19 protein-coding genes are annotated in these 19273 nt (G+C 62.1%); 11 read left to right on the forward strand and 8 right to left on the reverse strand.

The features are described 5' to 3' along the window. Positions 1-152: 152 nt before the first annotated feature. The 3 genes from JANGC3_RS0125150 to JANGC3_RS0125160 are packed head-to-tail and all read left to right on the forward strand — an operon-like array spanning position 153 to position 1221. Positions 153-515 (forward strand): DUF883 family protein, encoded by a 363-nt coding sequence (locus tag JANGC3_RS0125150; RefSeq protein WP_017879263.1) that lies wholly within the window; start codon positions 153-155, stop codon positions 513-515. Positions 516-553: 38 nt separating this feature from the next. After that, on the forward strand, positions 554-928 hold the full coding sequence (locus JANGC3_RS0125155; protein ID WP_026133500.1) for a phage holin family protein: 375 nt from the start codon (positions 554-556) through the stop codon (positions 926-928). Continuing rightward, positions 925-1221 carry a YqjK family protein gene (locus tag JANGC3_RS0125160; RefSeq protein ID WP_017879265.1) on the forward strand — a complete coding sequence of 99 codons (297 nt, stop codon included), beginning with the start codon at positions 925-927 and terminating at the stop codon, positions 1219-1221. The genes JANGC3_RS0125155 and JANGC3_RS0125160 overlap by 4 nt, the downstream gene beginning before the upstream one ends. Before the next feature lie 21 nt (positions 1222-1242). Here the strand turns inward: JANGC3_RS0125160 and proC are convergent, their stop codons facing one another. Beyond that, complete coding sequence (gene proC, locus JANGC3_RS0125165) at positions 1243-2088, reverse strand: pyrroline-5-carboxylate reductase (protein ID WP_017879266.1); 846 nt, start codon at positions 2086-2088, stop codon at positions 1243-1245. A 25-nt stretch (positions 2089-2113) separates the two neighbouring features. Next, positions 2114-2815, reverse strand: a complete 702-nt coding sequence (locus tag JANGC3_RS0125170) for a YggS family pyridoxal phosphate-dependent enzyme (protein WP_026133501.1) — start codon at positions 2813-2815, stop codon at positions 2114-2116. Positions 2816-2899: 84 nt separating this feature from the next. On the opposite strand from JANGC3_RS0125170, the gene JANGC3_RS0125175 reads away from it, so the two are divergent. The 4 genes from JANGC3_RS0125175 (at position 2900) to JANGC3_RS0125190 (ending at position 7829) form a co-directional block, all read left to right on the forward strand. Beyond that, complete coding sequence (locus JANGC3_RS0125175; protein ID WP_017879268.1) at positions 2900-3943, forward strand: type IV pilus twitching motility protein PilT; 1044 nt, start codon at positions 2900-2902, stop codon at positions 3941-3943. A 17-nt stretch (positions 3944-3960) separates the two neighbouring features. After that, positions 3961-5097, forward strand: coding sequence for a PilT/PilU family type 4a pilus ATPase (locus tag JANGC3_RS0125180; RefSeq protein WP_017879269.1), 1137 nt, complete (start codon positions 3961-3963; stop codon positions 5095-5097). Then, on the forward strand, positions 5097-5591 hold the full coding sequence (locus JANGC3_RS0125185; protein WP_017879270.1) for a glutathione peroxidase: 495 nt from the start codon (positions 5097-5099) through the stop codon (positions 5589-5591). Before JANGC3_RS0125180 ends, JANGC3_RS0125185 begins: the two co-directional genes overlap by 1 nt. Positions 5592-5744: 153 nt before the next feature. Further along, positions 5745-7829 carry a putative bifunctional diguanylate cyclase/phosphodiesterase gene (locus tag JANGC3_RS0125190; protein WP_017879271.1) on the forward strand — a complete coding sequence of 695 codons (2085 nt, stop codon included), beginning with the start codon at positions 5745-5747 and terminating at the stop codon, positions 7827-7829. 19 nt (positions 7830-7848) lie between these two features. Here the strand turns inward: JANGC3_RS0125190 and glcF are convergent, their stop codons facing one another. The 4 genes from glcF to JANGC3_RS0125210 form a co-directional block, all read right to left on the reverse strand. Next, entirely contained in the window at positions 7849-9102 is a 1254-nt protein-coding gene (gene glcF, locus JANGC3_RS0125195) for a glycolate oxidase subunit GlcF (RefSeq protein ID WP_017879272.1), read from the reverse strand. Between the two features lie 6 nt (positions 9103-9108). Next, a complete protein-coding gene (gene glcE, locus JANGC3_RS0125200; RefSeq protein WP_017879273.1) occupies positions 9109-10191 on the reverse strand; it encodes a glycolate oxidase subunit GlcE in 1083 nt (360 codons plus the stop codon). A 23-nt stretch (positions 10192-10214) separates the two neighbouring features. Further along, the gene (locus tag JANGC3_RS0125205; protein WP_017879274.1) at positions 10215-11705 is read right to left on the reverse strand and encodes an FAD-linked oxidase C-terminal domain-containing protein; all 1491 of its coding nucleotides are present in this window, start codon (positions 11703-11705) and stop codon (positions 10215-10217) included. Between the two features lie 117 nt (positions 11706-11822). Further along, the gene (locus JANGC3_RS0125210; protein WP_017879275.1) at positions 11823-12185 is read right to left on the reverse strand and encodes a glutaredoxin family protein; all 363 of its coding nucleotides are present in this window, start codon (positions 12183-12185) and stop codon (positions 11823-11825) included. 444 nt (positions 12186-12629) lie between these two features. Between JANGC3_RS0125210 and JANGC3_RS0125215 the strand changes: the two genes are divergently transcribed. Next, the gene (locus tag JANGC3_RS0125215; RefSeq protein ID WP_157407006.1) at positions 12630-13385 is read left to right on the forward strand and encodes a thioesterase II family protein; all 756 of its coding nucleotides are present in this window, start codon (positions 12630-12632) and stop codon (positions 13383-13385) included. 34 nt (positions 13386-13419) lie between these two features. On the opposite strand, the gene JANGC3_RS30085 is transcribed toward JANGC3_RS0125215, so the two are convergent. Next, positions 13420-15168: an acyl-CoA dehydrogenase family protein gene (locus JANGC3_RS30085; protein WP_017879277.1), complete on the reverse strand. Its 1749-nt coding sequence runs from the start codon at positions 15166-15168 to the stop codon at positions 13420-13422. 336 nt (positions 15169-15504) lie between these two features. Between JANGC3_RS30085 and JANGC3_RS0125225 the strand changes: the two genes are divergently transcribed. From JANGC3_RS0125225 to JANGC3_RS30090, 3 genes are all read left to right on the forward strand, one after another. After that, the gene (locus JANGC3_RS0125225) at positions 15505-15786 is read left to right on the forward strand and encodes an acyl carrier protein (protein WP_017879278.1); all 282 of its coding nucleotides are present in this window, start codon (positions 15505-15507) and stop codon (positions 15784-15786) included. An 80-nt stretch (positions 15787-15866) separates the two neighbouring features. Continuing rightward, a complete protein-coding gene (locus JANGC3_RS0125230; RefSeq protein ID WP_017879279.1) occupies positions 15867-17090 on the forward strand; it encodes a hypothetical protein in 1224 nt (407 codons plus the stop codon). Positions 17091-17099: 9 nt separating this feature from the next. Continuing rightward, positions 17100-17762, forward strand: a complete 663-nt coding sequence (locus JANGC3_RS30090) for an ATP-binding cassette domain-containing protein (RefSeq protein WP_051068415.1) — start codon at positions 17100-17102, stop codon at positions 17760-17762. Positions 17763-17877: 115 nt separating this feature from the next. Here the strand turns inward: JANGC3_RS30090 and JANGC3_RS0125240 are convergent, their stop codons facing one another. Further along, positions 17878-19236, reverse strand: coding sequence for a TolC family protein (locus tag JANGC3_RS0125240; RefSeq protein ID WP_017879281.1), 1359 nt, complete (start codon positions 19234-19236; stop codon positions 17878-17880). Between the last annotated feature and the right edge of the window lie 37 nt (positions 19237-19273).

Genomic DNA, 19273 nt, shown 5'->3' on the forward strand with positions numbered 1-19273 from the left:
GCATTTTCCGGCAGCGCGGCGAACCGGGCCTCGCTGTACAATTTCAGACGGCGCGCGGCACCCGGTCCGCGCGATTGAGATGGCGCAAAGCGCCGGTTTTTCCGGTCCCTACACTGATCTTTCCCTGTCCTTTTTCTTCGATGAGGTAATCCATGAATTCAACCCAAACCAGCAATGGCGGCGACAGCGGCGCCGACCTGAACGCGCACGCCGGCGCCGGCGACGCCCGTGAAAAGCTCATGAGCGACATGAAAAACGTCATCCATGACGCCGAGGACTGGCTCGGCAAAACGGGGACGCGCAGTGGCGAAGAAATCAACGCCGTCAAGGAACGCTTCGAGCACACACTGCAAACGGCGAAGACCGACCTGATGAAGCTGGAGGCGAGCATGATGGCCAAGGCCAAGCTGGCGGCCCAGGCCACCGACACCTATGTCAACGACAATCCGTGGAAATCGGTTGGTGTGGGCGCGGCGGTCGGTATCTTGTTCGGTTTGCTGGTTGCGCGCCGCTAACACCGGCCAGCGCCTCTCGGCCTAAACAAAGGTATTCCATGGCAATCGGACACACATTGGGCAGGATGGCGGCCACGCTGGTGGCGATTGTGCAGACGCGGCTGGAACTGGCGGCGGTGGAAATGGAAGAGGAGTCGCTACGCTTCCTCGGCTACCTGGCGCTGGCGCTGCTGGCGATGCTGTGCCTGGCCATAGCCATCGTGCTGGCGGCCTTCCTCGTCATCGTCCTGTTCTGGGACACGCACCGGATCGCCGCCATCGTCGGCGCCGCCGGCGGCTTCGCCGCGCTGGGTCTGATCATCGGCATGGGCGTGCGCGCCAGCTTCCGCCACAAACCGAAACTGCTGTCGTTTACGCTGGCCGAGTTGCACAAGGACGTGGCGAGCATGAAAAGCCTGGGGGAGGCCCGGTGAGCGGCCGGCTGTTGGCCAGGCGCGACGCGCTGATCGGCAAATGCGATCGGCAGCGCCAAGCCTTGGCGGTCGAAGCGAGAAACCTGCTGGCGCCGCTGGACCGCGACCACCTGCGCGCGACCCTGGGCGCGCGCCTGAAAATACCGCTGATCCTCGGTGGCGCCGCGCTGGGCTTGCTGGCGACGCGCCCGAAACGCATCCTGCCGATGCTGATGACCGGCGCCGCGCTGTGGAAAAGCGCCCGCGGCGCGCTGCCGCTGGTGCAGCGCATCGCCAGCCGCTTCACGCGATAGCCCCAACAAACCACGGCTGGCTCAGGCAACGCCGCCCAGCTCCTCGCCCATTTCCTTGCCGCGCTGCGCGGCCGCCCTCACCGCCGCCTTGATCGCCGCCTTGACGCCGCTGTCCTCCATGCTGGTCAACGCCGCGTAGGTGGTGCCGCCCTTGGACGTGACGCGCTCGCGCAGCAAGGCCACCGGCTCGTCCGACTGGGCCGCCAGTTGCGCAGCGCCAACGAAGGTCGCCAGCGCCAGCTGCGTGCCCTGCTGCGCCGTCAGGCCCAGCTCGGCCGCCGCTTCCTGCATCGCCTCGATGAAGTAAAACACATAGGCCGGGCCGCTGCCCGACACCGCCGTGACCGGGTCGATCAAGGCTTCGTCGTCCAGCCACACGGTGGCGCCGACCGCCTTCAAGATGGCGTCGGCCGCGTCCTTTTGCGCGGCGTCGACGCCGGCGCTGGCGACCATGCCGGTGATGCCCAGGCCGATCAGCGCCGGCGTGTTCGGCATGCAGCGCACGATGGCGGCGTAGCCGCCCAGCCAGCGCGACAGGTCGGCGCCGCGGATGCCGGCGGCGATCGACAGGATCAGCGCTCGCTTGGCGCCGCCCAAAAACGGCAGCAGCTGCGCCGCCACTTCGCGCATGCTTTGCGGCTTGACCGCCAGCACGACGACGTCGCAGGCGCCCAGCGCCGCGTCCGCCGCCGGCGCGGTGGTGACGCCGAACTGGCCGCTCAGCCTGGCCAGCGAGGCGGCGTTCGGGTCGACCACGTGGATGTTGCCGCCCGCGGTCAGCTTGCCGGCCAGGCCGGCGATCAGCGCCGCCGCCATATTGCCGCCGCCGATAAAGGCGATTTTCAATTCAGTGTTGCCTGTGTTCATGTTCCGTCTCCGTTGCTGTGTATGGTTAAGAGTAATCTCGCGAGCCAAAGATGGCGCTGCCCACACGCACGATGGTGGCGCCCTCGACGACCGCGGCGCGCATATCGGCCGACATGCCCATCGACAAGGTGTCGAGCGCCAGCCCGTCGCCGCGCAACTGCTCGTACAGCAGGCGCAACTGGCGGAACGCGGCGCGTTGCCGCTCGAACTCGGCGGCCGGCTCGGGTATCGCCATCAAGCCGCGCAGACGCAGGTTCGGCAACGCGGCGACCTGCTGCGCCAGCGCGCGCAATTGCGCGGGCGCGACGCCGCTCTTGCTGGCCTCGCCGCTGATGTTCACTTGCAGGCAAATATTCAGCGGTGCCAGTCCGGTCGGGCGTTGCTCCGACAGGCGCTGGGCGATTTTTTCGCGCTCGACCGTGTGGACCCAGTCGAAATGCTCGGCGATCGGCCGCGTCTTGTTGCTCTGGATCGGGCCGATGAAATGCCACTCCAGCTTGGCCCGCGGCACGGCGGCGGCGACGGCGGCGATCTTGTCGATCGCTTCCTGCAGATAATTTTCGCCGAACGCGCATTGGCCGGCGCGCACCGCCTCGACCACCGCGTCGGCGCCGAAGGTCTTCGAGACGGCCAACAGGGCGACGCCTTCCGGCGCGCGGCGCGCCTCTCGAACGGCGGCAACGATACTATGATGGACTGCTTGCAAGTTCTGCTCGATTGTGGACATAATCATTTTGCGGGGTAATGTAAAGCAATACCGGTGAACAGGACCGGGCCTTGCGCCCCTTCACTGCAGGCACAGGGATTATAAATGGACATTTCCGAACTACTCGCATTCTCCGTCAAGAACAAAGCCTCCGACTTGCACCTGTCGGCCGGCCTGCCGCCGATGATACGGGTGCACGGCGACGTGCGCCGCATCAATCTGCCGCCGCTGGAGCACAAGGACGTCCACGGCATGATTTATGACATCATGAACGACGGCCAGCGCAAGGCCTACGAGGAAATGCTCGAATGCGACTTTTCCTTCGCCATTCCCGGCCTGGCGCGCTTCCGCGTCAACGCCTTCAACCAGGAGCGCGGCGCCTCGGCGGTGCTGCGCACGATCCCGTCCAAGATCATGAGCCTGGAAGAACTCAATTGCCCGCGCATCTTCACCGACTTGGCGCTGAAGCCGCGCGGCCTGGTGCTGGTGACGGGGCCGACCGGCTCGGGCAAGTCGACCACGCTGGCGGCGATGGTGAACCACGTCAACGAAACCGAGTACGGCCACATCCTGACGATCGAAGACCCGATCGAGTTCGTGCACGAGTCGAAAAAATGCCTGATCAACCAGCGCGAAGTGGGACCGCACACGCTCTCGTTCAACAACGCGCTGCGCTCGGCGCTGCGGGAAGACCCCGACGTGATCCTGGTCGGCGAGCTGCGCGACCTGGAAACCATCCGCCTGGCGCTGTCGGCCGCCGAAACCGGCCACTTGGTGTTCGGCACCCTGCACACCTCGTCGGCCGCCAAGACCATCGACCGCATCGTCGACGTGTTCCCGGCCGATGAAAAGGAAATGGTCCGGGCCATGCTGTCGGAGTCGCTGCAGGCGGTGATTTCACAGACGCTGCTCAAGACCAAGGACGGCAGCGGCCGCGTCGCCGCGCATGAAATCATGATCGCCACGCCGGCCATCCGCAACCTGATCCGCGAAGCCAAGATCGCCCAGATGTATTCGGCGATCCAGACCGGCAGCAACGTCGGCATGCAGACGCTGGACCAGACCCTGACCGACCTGGTGCGACGCAACGTGATCTCGGCCGCGGCCGCGCGCTCGGCGGCCAAAACGCCGGACAATTTCCCGGGTTAATCATCAAGGACCACACCATGGAACGCGACCAAGCTTCAAAATTCATGTTCGACTTGCTGCGCCTGATGGTCAGCAAGCACGGTTCCGATTTGTTCATCACGGCCGGCTTTCCGCCCGCCATCAAGATCGACGGCAAGCTGACGCCGGTGTCGACCCAGGTACTGACGGCGGCCCACACCACCGACCTGGCGCGCTCGATCATGAACGACAAGCAAACCGCGTCGTTCGAGCTGAGCAAGGAGGCCAACTTCGCCATCAGCCCGGGCGACCTGGGCCGCTTCCGCGTGTCCGCCTTCGTGCAGATGAGCTGCGTCGGCATGGTCTTGCGCACCATTACCACCGAGATCCCCAAGCTCGAAGCGCTCGGCCTGCCGGCGGTGCTGCAGGAAGTCGTCATGAGCAAGCGCGGCCTGGTCATCATGGTCGGCGCCACCGGCTCGGGCAAGTCGACCACGCTGGCGGCGATGGTCGGCTACCGCAACGAGAACAGCTACGGCCACATCATCACGATCGAGGACCCGGTCGAGTACGTGCATCCGCACAAGAATTGCATCGTTACCCAGCGCGAGGTCGGCGTCGACACCGACGACTGGGCCACGGCGCTGAAAAACACGCTGCGCCAGGCGCCGGACGTCATCCAGATCGGCGAAATCCGCGACCGCGAAACCATGGACCACGCCATCGCCTTCGCCGAGACCGGCCACCTGTGCCTGGCCACGCTGCACGCCAACAGCGCCAACCAGGCGCTCGACCGCATCATCAATTTTTTCCCCGAGGAACGCCGCCAGCAATTGCTGATGGACCTGTCGCTGAACCTGAAGGGCATGATCTCGCAGCGCCTGATTCCGCTCAAGGAAAGCAAGGGCCGCTGCGTGGCCATCGAAATCCTGTTAAATTCACCCTTGATCTCGGACCTGATCTTCAAGGGCCAGGTGCACGAGATCAAGGAGCTGATGAAAAAATCGCGCGAACTGGGCATGCAGACTTTCGACCAGTCGCTGTTCGACCTGTTCGAAGACGACAAGATCAGTTATGAAGACGCCTTGCGCAACGCCGACTCGGTCAACGATTTGCGCCTGTCGATCAAGCTGCAAGGCAAAGCCGCCCAAACCCGCGACCTGTCGGCGGGAACGGAACACCTGGGAATTATCTGATGACGACTGCGAACACCATGTTGGACCTCAGCGCCGACAGCCTGGCCGGCGCGCCGGTGGCATTGAACCAGTACAAGGGCAAAGTCCTGCTGATCGTCAACACCGCCAGCAAATGCGGCTTCACGCCGCAGTACAAGGGGCTGGAGGAAGTCTACCAGCAGTTCAGAGACCGGGGCGCGGTGGTGCTGGGCTTTCCCTGCAACCAGTTCGGTGCGCAGGAGCCGGGCAGCGCCGCCGACATCGGCAGCTTTTGCGAAAAGAACTTCGGCGTCACCTTCCCGCTGTTCGCCAAGATCGACGTCAACGGCGCCGCCACCCACCCGCTGTTCGCCCAGCTGAAGAAACAGGCGCCCGGCCTGCTCGGCACCGAGGCGATCAAATGGAACTTCACCAAGTTCCTGGTACGCAAGGACGGCACCGTCTACCAGCGCTACGCGCCCACCACCGCCCCGGCCGAGCTGGTGGCCGACATTGAAAAACTGTTGGCGCAGTAAAGCAGCAGTCGGCGGCGTATTTTTTTGCAATCGTTTGCAGTTCGGCACGCCTTTCACCCGCCTTTTCGGTGATAATGCTGGCAGATTTAGCGTGCCGAACCGGACCAGACAACGATGCCAGTATTGCGGAAAATCATAGAGGCATGGATGCGGATGGGAATCTATTCCCGCCTGTTCACCCCCATCTTCTTCCTCATCGTCGCCGTCTCGGCGGTGCGCTACAAACTGCTGATCGACGCCGAAACGGCCAGCGTCAGCGCGCGCTACCGCGCCGAGGCGCAGCAAATCGGCAAATACCTCGCCGCCACGCTGGTGCCGATCGCCGGCGAACGCGACGCCGCCGCCTTCCGTGCCATCCTCACCAGCGCGCTGCCGCTGAACGGCGACATCGCCAGCATCGGCTGGGACGGCCCGCGCCAGCACCTTGACATCCACAACCCGACCGCGCCGCGCCCGCTCTACCCGGACTGGTTCGGCGCGCTGACCGGCCTGGGCGAACTGCGCACCAGCTTCCCGGTCGCGCTGCAGCCGGGCGGCAGCGGCACGCTGTCGCTGCGCTTCGCGCCGACGCTGCCGGTCAACCGCATCTGGGACGCCCTGCTCAAGCAGGCCGGCATCAGCGCCATCAGCATCTTGCTGATTTATTTGCTGCTAGGCCTGATCCTGGCCGCCAACCGCCACATGCTCAGGCAACTGGCGCTGGCCGCCGAGCGCTTCCAGCACGGCGACTACAGCGCGCGCATGGACGTTGGCGGCACGCCCGAGTCGCGCGCGCTGGCCGGCACCTTCAATAACATGGCCGCGCAGGTGCAGACCCTGGTGAACTCGCTGCGCGCCAGCGAAACCAGCCTGGGCGACCAATTGGCGCAAACGGTGCAGATGCAAAGCGCGCTGCAACAAATGTCGTGGCAGAACTACCACGACGTGCTGACCGGGCTGCCGAACCGCACCGCGCTGGCGGCGCGCTTCGAACAGGAGCTATTCCTGGCGCGCGAGCGCCAGCACCTGCTGGCGGTGTGCCTCATCGACCTCGACCATTTCAAAGGCGTCAACGACCGCTTCGGCGCCGAGTCCGGCGACGACATCCTCAAGCAGGTGGCGGCGCGGCTGCACGTCTTCGCCGGCCAGCAACACTATGCGGCGCGCCTGGCCGGCGACGAATTCGTCCTGCTGCTGGCCGGCCAGAGCGAGCTCGACGCGGTCGAACGCGGCGTCGCCCAGTTGCTGCGGGAGCTGGCCCAGCCCTACCAATGCGACGGCCAGCCGCTGGCGCTGTCGCTGAGCGCCGGCGTCGCCGTCGACGCCGGGCGCGAAAGCAGCACCGAGACGCTGCTGCGCCACGCCGACCACGCCGTCTACCAGGCCAAGCTGAGCGGGCGCAACCGCTACCACTTCTTCGACGCCGGCCTCGACGAGGAGGTGCGCACCCACCACAACCAGCGCACCGAGATCCGCCAGGCGCTGCTGGCCGGCGAATTCCGCCTGTACCACCAGCCGAAGGTAAACATGCGCGCCGGCACCGTGGTCGGCATGGAGGCGCTGCTGCGCTGGCAGCACCCGCGCCGCGGCGTGCTGGCGCCGGTGCAATTCCTGCCGATGGTCGAGCACACCGACCTGATCATCGACATCGGCGAATGGGTGCTGCGCCAGGCGCTGTGGCAAATGCAGCGCTGGACCGCGGCCGGGCGCCACTGGGTGGTCAGCGTCAACATCGCCGCGCGCCACTTCCAGCAGCCCGACTTCGTCTCGCGCCTGAACGCCATCCTGGCCGAATTCCCCGGCGTGCGCGCCAGCATGCTCGAACTGGAGATCCTCGAATCGTCGGCGCTCGACGACATCGAACACGTGCGCCGCGTGATGACCGCCTGCCAGGCGCTCGGCATCACCTTCGCGCTGGACGACTTCGGCACCGGCTATTCGTCGATGTCCTACCTGAAGCGGCTGCCGGCCAACATCCTGAAAATCGACCAAAGCTTCGTGCGCAACATGCTCTCCGACCAGGACGACCTGCACCTGGTGAGCGCCGTCATCGGCTTGGCGAAATCGTTCAACCTGGCGGTGATCGCCGAGGGCGTCGAAACGGTGGCGCACGGCACCCGTCTGATGGCGTTGGGCTGCGACCTGGCGCAGGGCCACGGCATCGCCCGGCCGATGCCGGCCGACGCCGTGCTGAAGTGGGCGGCCGGGTTCGCGCCGGCGCCGGCGTGGCGCGCCGTGGCCGGGCGCAACGCCGCGTAAGCTCAAAAACAGCGGCGCCTCAAACGGCCGGCGCCGCCAGCGCGTCGTCGATCAACTCGATCCAATGCTTGACCGGCGTCTCGGTGCCCGACTGCAAATGCACCTGGCAGCCGACGTTGGCCGAAACGATCAGCCCGGCCTCGGTGTCGGCCAGAGCGGCCAGCTTGCGGTCGCGCAGCTGCAACGCCAGCTCCGGCTGCAAGATCGAATAGGTGCCGGCCGAGCCGCAGCACAAATGGCTGTCGCCGCACAGCCGCACGTCGACCCCGGCGGCGCGCAGCAGGCCTTCAACCTTGCCGCGGATCTGCTGGCCGTGCTGCAGGGTGCAAGGCGGATGGTAAGCCACCCGTTGCGCGGCCTTGCCGGCGCCGCCGCCGGCCAGCTTGCCGGCCAGCTCCGCCTGGAACTGCGGCAGCACCTCGCTCAAGTCGCGCGTCAGCGCGGCGATGCGTTGCGCCTTGGCGGCGTAGGCCTGGTCGTGCGCCAGCAAATGGCCGTAATCCTTCACCATCACGCCGCAACCGGACGCCGTCATGACGATCGCCTCGACCGCGTCGGCGCCGGCCACATACGGCCACCAGGCGTCGATATTGCGGCGCACGTCGTCCAGCGCCGCCTCCTGCTCGTTCAAATGGTGCCGCAGCGCGCCGCAGCAGCCGGCCTTGCGCGCCACCAGCAGTTGCACCCCGAGCGCGTCGAACACGCGCGCGGCGGCGGCGTTGATGTTCGGCGCCAACGCCGGCTGGGCGCAGCCGGCCAGCACCAGCATCTTGCGCGCGTGCGTGCGCGTTGGCCAGCGCCCGGCGAAGGCGAGGCGCGGCAGCTTGTCCTGCATCGGCTTCGACAGCACCGGCTTGACCAACTGCCCGGCCCGCAGCGCCGCCGTAAACAACCACCGGCGCGGCAAGCCCTGCTTGAGCACGAAACGCATCGCCCGTTCGGCCAGCGGGCGCTGCACGCGCTGCTCGACAACCTTGCGGCCGATGTCGAGCAGGCGCCCGTACTGCACCCCGGACGGACAGGTCGTTTCGCAGTTGCGGCAAGTCAGGCAGCGGTCCAGATGGGTCTGGGTCTTGACCGTCACCGGCTCGCCCTCGAGCACCTGCTTGATCAAGTAAATGCGCCCGCGCGGGCCGTCCAACTCGTCGCCCAGCAACTGGTAGGTCGGGCAGGTCGCGGTGCAAAAACCACAGTGGACGCAGGCGCGCAGAATCGCTTCGGCCTCGGCGCCCTCGCGGGTGTGTTTGATAAAATCGGCGAGATTGGTTTGCATGGTCGGCTAACTTAACAGATCCGGCTGAACGGATACGGCGGGGTACATCCGCCCCGGATTGAACACCCCGGCCGGGTCGAACGCCAGCTTCAGGCGCTGGTGGATGCCGGCCACGGCCGGCGCCAAGGGATGAAACACGCCGACACCCTTGTCGCCGCCGCGAAACAGCACGGCGTGGCCACCGGCCGCCGCCACGCTGCCGCGGATGCCGGCGGCGGTGGCGGCGTCGCCGCCGGCCTTCAGCCAGCGCTGCGCGCCGCCCCACTCGACCAGGTGCTCGCCCTTCAAAATAATGGCGCTGGCGGCCGGCGGCAGCGACAGGCGCCACAGCGGGCCGGCGTCGGCGAAAAAGGCGTGGGTCTGCTCGCGCAGGCTGGCCCAGAACGCCGCCGCGTCGGCCAACTCCTCGCCGCCCAGCTCGCGCCGCGCCGCCGCCACCGCCGCGTCGGCGCCGGACAGGCGCACGCTCAGCGCGCCGTCGTGCCAGCAACTGGCCGAGATCGGCAGCGGCCGGCCGGCCCATTCGTTGAGCATGCGCAGCGCCGCGATTTCATCGGCTTCAAAGCGCAGGCTGGCCACGCACAAGGGCAGCGGCAGCACCTTCAGCGATACCTGCAAAATCAGCCCCAGCGTGCCGAGCGATCCGGCCAGCAGGCGCGACACGTCGTAACCGGCGACGTTTTTCATCACCTGCCCGCCGAAGGTCAGCACCTCGCCCTTGCCGTCCATCAGCACCGCGCCCAGCATGAAGTCGCGCACCGCGCCGGCGCTGGCGCGGCGCGGCCCCGACAGCGCGCTGGCGACGACGCCGCCGATGGTCGCGCCCGGCCCGAAATGCGGCGGCTCGAACGCCAGCATCTGCCGTTTCTGCGCCAGCGCCGCCTCGATCTCGGCCAGCGGCGTGCCGCAGCGCGCCGTGATCACCAGCTCGGTCGGCTCGTAGTCGACAATGCCGGCGTAGGCGCGCGTGTCGAGCAGTTCGCCGGCCGGCGCCTGGCCGTACCAATCCTTGCTGCCGCCGCCGCGCAGGCGCAGCGCGGTGCCGGTGGCGCCCGCCGCCAGGATGCGCGCCCTGAATTGTTCGATCATCTCTTGCACACTCGCTCCAAATCTTAAAAACGCGGCAAATGCGCGAACTTCAACTGACCGCCGGCCACATGCATCTTGCCGAATTCGGCGCAGCGGTTCAGGGTCGGAATCGCCTTGTCCGGATTCAGCAGGTAGGCCGGGTCGAAGGCGCGCTTGAGCGCCGTGAACGCGGTGATTTCCTGCGCCGTGAACTGGACGCACATCGAATTGATCTTTTCCATGCCGACGCCGTGCTCGCCGGTGATGGTGCCGCCGACCTCGACGCACAGCGCCAGGATCTCGGCGCCGAAGGCCTCGGCGCGCGCAAACTCGTCGGGCTGGTTGGCGTCGAACAGGATCAAGGGATGCAGGTTGCCGTCGCCGGCGTGGAACACGTTGGCGCAGCGCAGGCCGTACTTCACCTCCATCTGGGCGATGCCGGTGAGCACCTGCGCCAGCCGCTTGCGCGGAATGGTGCCGTCCATGCAATAGTAATCGGGCGAAATGCGGCCGGCCGCCGGGAAGGCGTTCTTGCGCCCGGACCAGAACTTCAAGCGCTCGGCCTCCGAGCCGGACACCGAGATGGCGCTGGCGCCGGCGCCGCGCAGCACCGCCGTCATGCGCGCGATCTCCTCCTCCACCTCCTCGTGCGTGCCGTCGGCCTCGCACAGCAGGATGGCGGCGGCGTCGAGGTCGTAGCCGGCCTTGACGAAGGGCTCGACCATGCGCGCGCTGGTCTGGTCCATCATCTCCAACCCGGCCGGGATGATGCCGGCGGCGATCACGTCGGCCACCGCGTTGCCGCCGGTGACGATGTCGCCGAACGAGGCCATGATCACGCGCGCCGTCGCCGGCTTGGGGATCAGCTTGACAGTGACCTCGGTGACGATGCCGAGCATGCCTTCGGAACCGATAAACACCGCCAGCAGGTCCAGGCCGGGCGCGTCGAGCGACTCGCCGCCCAGCACCACCACCTCGCCGTCCATCGTTACCATGCGCACGCGCAACACGTTGTGCACGGTCAGGCCGTACTTGAGGCAATGCACGCCGCCGGAATTCTCGGCGACGTTGCCGCCGATGGTGCAGGCGATCTGCGACGACGGGTCGGGCGCGTAGTACAGGCCGTGCGGCGCGGCGGCGTCGGAAATGGCCAGGTTGCGCACGCCCGGCTGCACCACCGCCGTGCGCGCGTAGGCGTCGACGCGCAGGATATGGTTCAGGCGCGCGGTCGACAGCACCACGCCGTCGGCGATCGGCAGCGCGCCGCCGGACAGGCCGGTGCCGGCGCCGCGCGGCACGATCGGCACGCCCAGCGCGCGGCACACCTTCAGCACCGCCAGCACCTGCTCCTCGTCGTCGGGCAGCGTGACCACCATCGGCAACCGCCGGTAGGCGGCCAGACCGTCGCATTCATACGGGCGCGTGTCCTCGGCATCGGCCAGCACGCAACGCTGCGGCAGCACCGCCAGCAAAGCGGCCACGACGGCTTGTTGACGGGCCGCGCTGAACGCCGCACCGGACGGGGTACTGCTCATTGGAGTGGGAAAGGCGTGGTCATGCCACGATTGTAAGCACAAACGCGGCTCACCGGAGGATTCTTCCGCAGCGGCGCGTCTAGTTCATGCCGCGCCATCAAAACCAGCGCACGGATATTAGTCGCTTAACTTTTTCAGGGCCGCGCCAATCGCGCCGGGATTGAATCCCTGAATGCGCCGGTTGCCGATCAGCAGAAGCGGCACGCCGCCGCCGCCCAACTTGGCGAACTCGGACTTCGCTTGCGGCGATTGGTCGATATCGAGATCGGTAAAGGGAATGTTGTTTTCCGCGAAATGGGCGCGCGCCTTGGCGCAGAAGCCGCAGCGGGTGGTGCCATACAACACCACCTTGACGTTTTTGTCGGGGAAGTAAGCCGCGTAGTCGCCTTCGGTATAGGCCGGCTTGAGAGCGGCCGGGAGCAGAGACAAACCATAGCCGGCGCCCAGTCCCAGCGCCACGATCAAGCCATAGCCGGCCAAGGTCTTAATTCTATTCTTTAGCATTGTCATCCGGGTCCTTAAGTCTCACGGAACTGTCGATAGCAGCCGCCTTCCAACGCTCGCGACGGCGCATAGCCACCAATTGAATCATCCAACAAAAATGCTGAATAAGCAAAATTGTTTTCCATTTAAGTAAAAGATAGCGTGATCACAATGCCAAGTCAAGCGGAATAATTGCCCGTCCCGAAGTGACAATCGGTGACATTTCCTCCGCCTGACTTCCCCGCCAGCGCGGATTTCGCAACGCTTGGCGCGTCCAGCCAAGCCCTTAAGCACGCACGCCCCTTGCAGGGAAAATATTGATTTATTTGCACGTAAACAGTGCCGGCCATAGCGCATTCCTGAGACAATAGCGTTCTATTCCGCCGCCCCCAAGTCCGGACGGGGCGGTGCGGCCTTGGATTGTATATTTTAAGAAGAACGATGAAATCAGACTCTTGGTTAGGACGGGCAACCGGCCCGCGGCGAAAATTCCGATTGTTTTGCTTCGCCTACGCGGGCGGCTCGTCCAGCATATTCTCGCGCTGGCAGGACATGGTCTCCCCTGAGATAGAGATTTGCGCAATCAGACTGCCCGGTCGCGGCGCGCGCTTTAACGAAAAGCCAATCAGGTCGTTTCCCCAGTTGATTGAAGTGCTAGCCTATGTGATCAAGGACAATAGCGACCTGCCCTTCGCCTTTTTTGGCCATAGCTTAGGCGGCTTAATTGCATTCGAACTGGCACGGCATTGCCTCAGAAATAGCATCCCGCCGCCAACGATGCTATTCCTTTCCGCCTCTTCCGCGCCGCAATTACTTGACCTCAAAGAAAAATTCTCCGACCTTGCCGACGACGAGTTGATCGAAAAACTCAAAGCTTATAACGGCACTCCTATCGAAATTTTGCAAAATCGAGAGTTGATCGGACTGTTCCTGCCGCCCATCCGAGACGATTTTTCTCTTCTTGAGAGTTTTCAGTATAAACCGTTCGATAATTTTGACATCCCTATCACCGTACTAGCCGGAAAACTAGATAAAGAAGTCTCACCGGAGAAAATTTTCGGATGGGCGGAAGAGACTGCGGCGGCATGCAATTTCAACTGGTTTGAAGGAGATCACTTTTTCATCAACACCGAGAGTGAAAAAGTTCTGGAAACGTTGAATTTGGATTTAACCAGGCTACTTAAAACCTGTTACTAGCTCTGAAAGTCGTATCAATTCGACGGCAGCGTGCTCACTTCGCGGCCATCTTGAACGGCAATATGGAAATGAATTGATCAGCTGCATGCATATCTTTTAATTTGTCAAACGCATTGTCGAACAACGGCGAATCTACGGAGTAATTTTCCACTTTCAACAACCTGGCTAGTGCCAAGAGCAACCATTCGCCGCGAGAGAAATAGGCATCCAGGATATCCCGATTGTACAGCCACATTTGCAGGCAGGATGCGGCGGCATGGCAAGAACAATATTCCTCGGCGAGTTCGAATACCACAGGCGATTTCAAACGGCCCCTATCGGATCGCACCCCCTCGTCCTGCACTCTGTTCAAGATCGACGCAAGAGCCTGGGCGATCCGGTCGGAGAAACCGAGCAGCTTATCGACCAGTAGGCGGTTGCCGACGGATTGTTCTTTAAGAGTATGCAGAAGCTCTACGCATCGCGGCAAGCCTTGTAGCACGTCATCCTGCCCATGATTAAACAATGCAAGCTTGGCGGCGTCGAATGCCGGCAATTCGGTCCCCAGGCAAAATACCTTGTCGAGACGGTCGGCGAGTCCCTCATTCCCCTTGCTGCCCCCACCTGAGCCACTCAACAAAAAACGCAGTTGCAAAGCGATATTTTGAAGATTGACCGCCGTGTTTCCGTCGAAAAGACTAATGATCGCACTGTCGCGCAAGGTTTTCTGGAAGATTGCCTCGTTTCCTTCCCTGAGATAATACCGCGCCCCCAACAGCGACGACAAATCATGCATCATGTTTTCAGTCGTAACGGGAACAAAATATTTCACCACAGACGACCAGGTGCTGAACTGCTCAGGCACGATATGCAGTCCGCGAGCCGCGGCAGTCGTCACGCAGTCATTAATCAGCATGTCGAGAAAGGCATTCACCAGTTTTCTTCGCACGGCTGGAATGTCCGTTATGCTGCCTCCGTATAGAGCGCGCGAAAGGGAAAAATCGAGGGTCGTGAACAATGCCGTGTTGGCGCTGCCGAGGGCCAATGCGGCGCACATTGTCCGGGTCACCTGCAATGACTTGAGCGTCAACTCAAGCCCGGACCCGGGCATTCCAATGATTGCATCCGATGCAACAAAACAGCGATCAAACGTGATTCCGCAGATATCCGCTCCGCGGATACCGTGGGTTTTTAATTTAGGGATGTACTCGTAGTTATTTTTATCCAGTTGCTCTTTATCCAGGACAAACAAGGAAAATCCTCTAGGCCCGCCCTGCGCGGAGGTTTTTGCGTACACCACCATCGCCGCGCTACGTTGGGCGTTATTAATCAACCATTTTTGCCCCGAGAGCAGAAAGCCGCCGTCCACGCTTACTGCGCTAACTTCACAGGCAAGGAGGTCGCTGCCGTGTTCTTTTTCAGTCAAGCCAAAGGCCACCGGACCGCCGCCCTGGACAGTTCTCGCCAGCCCCTCCTTCTGGGCTTGTGTACCGGCCAGCCAAACAGCCGCCGAACCGAGGTAAATCGCGGTGTGCGCAATCGCGGCGGTCAGATCTCGTCTGGCGACGACCTTCACTATTGCGACCAGCTCCTGAAACGAGTGCAGGCGGCCGCCAATGGCGGGGGGGATATAGTAAGAAGCCATCCCCCAAGTATTCAGCGCCTCGTATAGCGCCTCAGGAAAGCTCTCCTTTTCATCGTCAAGAAGTGCCTGACGATAAGAAAATGGATTCTCTTCCCGTCGGGGGTCGCCCAAGTGTTTTTCAAGGTCTTCCGCCGCGCGATGTACCACGTTGTTTTCCATATTTGCACCCTTGTATGGCCTTACAGACAGCATCGACATGCGGCTTAGCACATTTTATTTCACTGTAGCAAGCATTCACTCTTTCACCGAATTGCCGCCTCGGATATGTGAGAATATTATATAATAGTAAACAATTTCAATATGAGCAACAAGCTGATCTCCCTTCGGCGAAGCGCGCCGCCGGCCTCAGGATTTCGCTTGATCAGCGTTGTTAATTGCTATACCATGCATTTTTATCATTACATTAGATAGTTCAGCCCTTCGGCAGAGCTATGCCACACCCTTCGTAGCACCCGCGCTTTCACATCACATTACAAAACATCATGGTGGAGATCTATGGCTGAGGTACATACCGCGCTCGCATTGGAGCATACTGTCGAATCGATTCAGTCCTGGATTGTCGAGCGCACGGCTAGCTTGCTCGGAGTGAAACCCAGCAAGATCAGCGTAAGCGACCGACTGTCCGACTTCGGCCTGGAGTCAGTTGAAGCCTTCACCCTCTCCGGCGAACTGTCCGATTTATTGAATTTGAAACTATCCCCGACGCTGGCCTGGGATTTTTCAACCATTGCCGATTTGGCCGAGTATCTCGCCGCTGAAGAGAAAAAGAGTCGCTAACGGACGCAATTGCCATCTATGAAGCCACCATCCGCTCCAGTGCTGGAACAGCACCTTCGCCTCCCGCCTCACGCAAATAAATGATCGAAATTCTCTTGCGCAGCCGGCTGCGATGGTACGCCCTCGCTACCGGCCGCCTGTTGCTGCGACGCTGGCAGGCACTCCTGCTGACTCTCGCCGTACTTGCGCCTATGGGTGTTTCGCTGCTATCCCAGGTTAAATCGCTGGCCTTTCCGGTGCTGCTGTTAATGTCGCCGGAAGATAGCTTTGCGTGGCGCTATACATATATCTGCACCATGCAGGCGCTCGCGGTGATCTGGATAATGATGCAACGCGATCAAGTCGGCGGTGGCGAATTCATGCAGTACGCGCAGTCCCTTCCGTTGACGCGCAAGCAGCGGAGCACGGTCGACCTGCTCATCGTGTCGACCGCAAACAGTCCCCTATTCCTCATGCCGATTGCGGCAATATGCTGGTTCTTCGTCCAGGATCAGAGCGCATTCGCATGGCTCCTGCACTGTCTGTTCATCCTGGTTTTTTTGGTGCTGATGACCATCACCCAACTTCAAGCCCTGCATCGACAATATACCGCCTGGACCGGCATTGCATTCGCCAATATCTTGCTGGCTTGGGCACCGGGCAGCAGCCCAACGGCACAGTTGATCCTACTGGGATTGACACTGGCCAGTGTCGGCCTGTGGGAGTCCGTAGTCCCGGCCCCCGCCCATATCCCCTTCGTGCGCGCCTTGCAGAATAGTTTTTTCAAAGCCCTCTCGATGGCGTCACTGTCACGTGTGCATCCGGCGGCCTTTATCCCATTACATTTCCTGCTGCGCCAATCCCTTGCGGAAACGCTGGGAAAAGTCGTCGTCTCAATCGGCATCGCGGCGCTGGCGCTGGGACTGATGGCAGTGTGGGAATATGACGAACGCATTGTTCCGTTGGCGGTCATTGCGCTAGCCTGCATTGCGCTGGTGATCAGCGGCTTGTATCGCGACTTGCACATGGCGCATAGCGCCGCCAGGCCCATCGTCGCCGCGCTTCCGCTGCCCGACAAATGGGAACGCAAGTTTGACACGGCGCTACTGATGCTGCTGGGCATGCCCTTCGCCGCGGTGCTCGGCAGCGTGATCGTATTTCATCACGCCCGATTGCTTGCCGCCGTACTCCTTGCCAGCGCAACCTACGTCGCGCTGATAGGGATACTCCGCTTGCCACAAGTCAATGCGGAACGCCAAGCCGTTTTTTTAAGCTCAGTAAGCGCCGCGCTATGGGCCGTGCTGACATTATTTGTGCATCTTTAGGGGCGAATCGTGCTGCATTTTGACAAGCTGTGTAAGTCGTTTGGACATAAACATGTTCTGAACAACGCTACTGATCGCTTAGGCCATGGCGTATTCGCTCTACGCGGGCCGAATGGAATTGGTAAGTCGACACTGTTGAGCATGTTGGCTGGCATAGTCGAACCAGACAGCGGAAAAATTCAGATCGGTCCGCACTCCATGCGGAATTCCCCCCTGCTTGCCAAGGCCTGCCTGTCTTACGTTCCCGACGAATGTCCGGTGTATCCGTTCATGACAGGCCGCGAATTTTTGAAGTTTGTCGCGTACGCCAAGCAATGCCAGATCAGCGCGGAGGTTTTCCGAATCGCGGCAAGCCTCGGCTTGGCGGAGCACCTCGACACCCGGATTTCGGACATGTCGCTTGGCACGCAAAAGAAAACCATGCTGGCCGCCGCGTGGATCGGCGAGCCGCTCGTCATGCTATTCGATGAACCGAGCAATGGCTTGGATCTGGCGGCGCGCGAAGTGTTGATCGGCCTTGTGAAAGCCTCGCGGACTAGCCGTACCATGCTGATCTCAACGCATGACGAGTATTTCATATCCGGCTTAGAGGCCAGGGTCATCATGTTCGATACGCTGTTTCAAGACGGCTTGCCGGAAAAACACGCGGAAAAACGCTTCGCATCGAATTAAGCAACCCCACCGTTGATGACATTCTGAACAACGCTGTTCGACCACGGGTTAATGCGCATTGCCTGTACTCTGAGAGGCAGGCAATGTGCAATTCTCATAGCCACTTCACCATGCGCTAGTTTGTCTTCGCCAGCGTGGCGGCAAGCCGCGCGATCATTACGTCGATCTGTGCGACCTTGATTTTATCCTGCGCCTCCTCTACCCGCAATTGCGCGCCGTGCAGGTCAACCATGGAAATCAGACGGTTTTCCCAACGCTTGTTGGCGATCTTGAGTTCGCTTTGCGCCACATCCGCTTGTTTGATGGCAAGTGAAAGCTGGTCTTGCAGCTCCGCTTCAAGCGACTGCTTGTCCTGAAAATCGTTCTCCAGTTCGCGCCGGGTCTGCTCCAACTTGAGGCGCACCTGTTCGGTTTCCAAGGACGCCTTCAAAGCGCGCGCATTGCTGCGGTAACCATCGAACAAATTCCATTTGAAGCGCACCCCAATGCTCAAATTATCCCTGCCGTAGCGGGATATCGCATCGCCCATGTTGCCGTTGTCGCGTCCGATACCGTTGTAGCGGGCGAACAGGTCGATCGTCGGTTTATATTCCGACTCCACCTGCAGCGCGCGCGCTTTCACGCCGTCCAGGTCGGCTTGGGCAATCAGCATTTCGGGCGACGGCGCAGGTCGAAAATCGGCAAGCAGCGCTTCGATCTCCTCCGTTCTGCCATTCAGCGGCGGAGAAGTGCCATTACGCTCGGCCACGGCGTCCCCGCCCACGGCACGGACATAGCGGCGCCGGCCGTCGCTGATGCGGCGCGCCTGATTGCGCAGCTCGATTTCCGCTGTTTCCACTAACAAGCCTTTGGTCGTTAGCTCGATTTGCGCAATCCGGCCCTTGCTGAGCTGATCCTGGGCCAACGTTACCGCTTCCTTCGCGTGTTCGACACGCCGCTCCATCAGCGCATATTTGAGCTGCGCCTTATACAAGTCCCAATAGGCGCCGCTGACTTCAAGGACAATTTTTTTCCGAACTATTTCTTGCTGCGCCTGGACGCCGCGCTTTACCGCCAAACTCTCGTCAATCCGCGCCTGATTCAAGCCGCCGGAATACAGGGCCTGGCTCAGTTCCAGGCCGGCATGGATCTGATATCCCGGAGTGACGCTCCTGACGTCCACGGGAATGGTAACGTTGTTGACCACCGCTTCCACCTCCACCCCGCTAAAATCCTGGTATGACTTGATGCGTTGAACCGTCGAATAGGCGTTAAGCGAAGGCAAGTTGGCTCCCTTGGCTTCGTCGATCCGCGCATCCGTGCTGTCAACATTGATTCCTGCGATTTTCAACTCGACGCGCCGCGCCTGGGCTAGCCGGATCGCATCGGTAAAGCCGGTCGGATAATCGATGGCGGGGGCCGCGCCTGCCATGCCTTGCGCGCCGGCGCCGAGGCTCAGGCAGAGAAGTTTGCTCAGTATTTTTTTATTCATCATGTTGGTATCTGGCTCGGTACGCCCGAGTGGTTTTCAT

Origin of the sequence: Janthinobacterium sp. CG3, assembly GCF_000344615.1 — a bacterium.
Lineage (GTDB): Bacteria > Pseudomonadota > Gammaproteobacteria > Burkholderiales > Burkholderiaceae_D > Janthinobacterium.

Bases quoted from the DNA above. Each gene is read 5' to 3' on its own strand.
- JANGC3_RS0125185 (WP_017879270.1), top strand. From the start codon at position 5,097: ATGACGACTGCGAACACCATGTTGGACCTCAGCGCCGACAGCCTGGCC.
- JANGC3_RS0125155 (WP_026133500.1), top strand. From the start codon at position 554: ATGGCAATCGGACACACATTGGGCAGGATGGCGGCCACGCTGGTGGCG.
- glcE (WP_017879273.1), bottom strand. From the start codon at position 10,191: ATGATCGAACAATTCAGGGCGCGCATCCTGGCGGCGGGCGCCACCGGC.
- JANGC3_RS30085 (WP_017879277.1), bottom strand. From the start codon at position 15,168: ATGGAAAACAACGTGGTACATCGCGCGGCGGAAGACCTTGAAAAACAC.
- JANGC3_RS0125240 (WP_017879281.1), bottom strand. From the start codon at position 19,236: ATGATGAATAAAAAAATACTGAGCAAACTTCTCTGCCTGAGCCTCGGC.
- JANGC3_RS0125215 (WP_157407006.1), top strand. From the start codon at position 12,630: ATGAAATCAGACTCTTGGTTAGGACGGGCAACCGGCCCGCGGCGAAAA.
- glcF (WP_017879272.1), bottom strand. From the start codon at position 9,102: ATGCAAACCAATCTCGCCGATTTTATCAAACACACCCGCGAGGGCGCC.
- JANGC3_RS0125205 (WP_017879274.1), bottom strand. From the start codon at position 11,705: ATGAGCAGTACCCCGTCCGGTGCGGCGTTCAGCGCGGCCCGTCAACAA.
- JANGC3_RS0125230 (WP_017879279.1), top strand. From the start codon at position 15,867: ATGATCGAAATTCTCTTGCGCAGCCGGCTGCGATGGTACGCCCTCGCT.
- JANGC3_RS0125170 (WP_026133501.1), bottom strand. From the start codon at position 2,815: ATGTCCACAATCGAGCAGAACTTGCAAGCAGTCCATCATAGTATCGTT.
- JANGC3_RS0125190 (WP_017879271.1), top strand. From the start codon at position 5,745: ATGGGAATCTATTCCCGCCTGTTCACCCCCATCTTCTTCCTCATCGTC.
- JANGC3_RS0125175 (WP_017879268.1), top strand. From the start codon at position 2,900: ATGGACATTTCCGAACTACTCGCATTCTCCGTCAAGAACAAAGCCTCC.
- proC (WP_017879266.1), bottom strand. From the start codon at position 2,088: ATGAACACAGGCAACACTGAATTGAAAATCGCCTTTATCGGCGGCGGC.
- JANGC3_RS0125150 (WP_017879263.1), top strand. From the start codon at position 153: ATGAATTCAACCCAAACCAGCAATGGCGGCGACAGCGGCGCCGACCTG.
- JANGC3_RS0125180 (WP_017879269.1), top strand. From the start codon at position 3,961: ATGGAACGCGACCAAGCTTCAAAATTCATGTTCGACTTGCTGCGCCTG.
- JANGC3_RS0125225 (WP_017879278.1), top strand. From the start codon at position 15,505: ATGGCTGAGGTACATACCGCGCTCGCATTGGAGCATACTGTCGAATCG.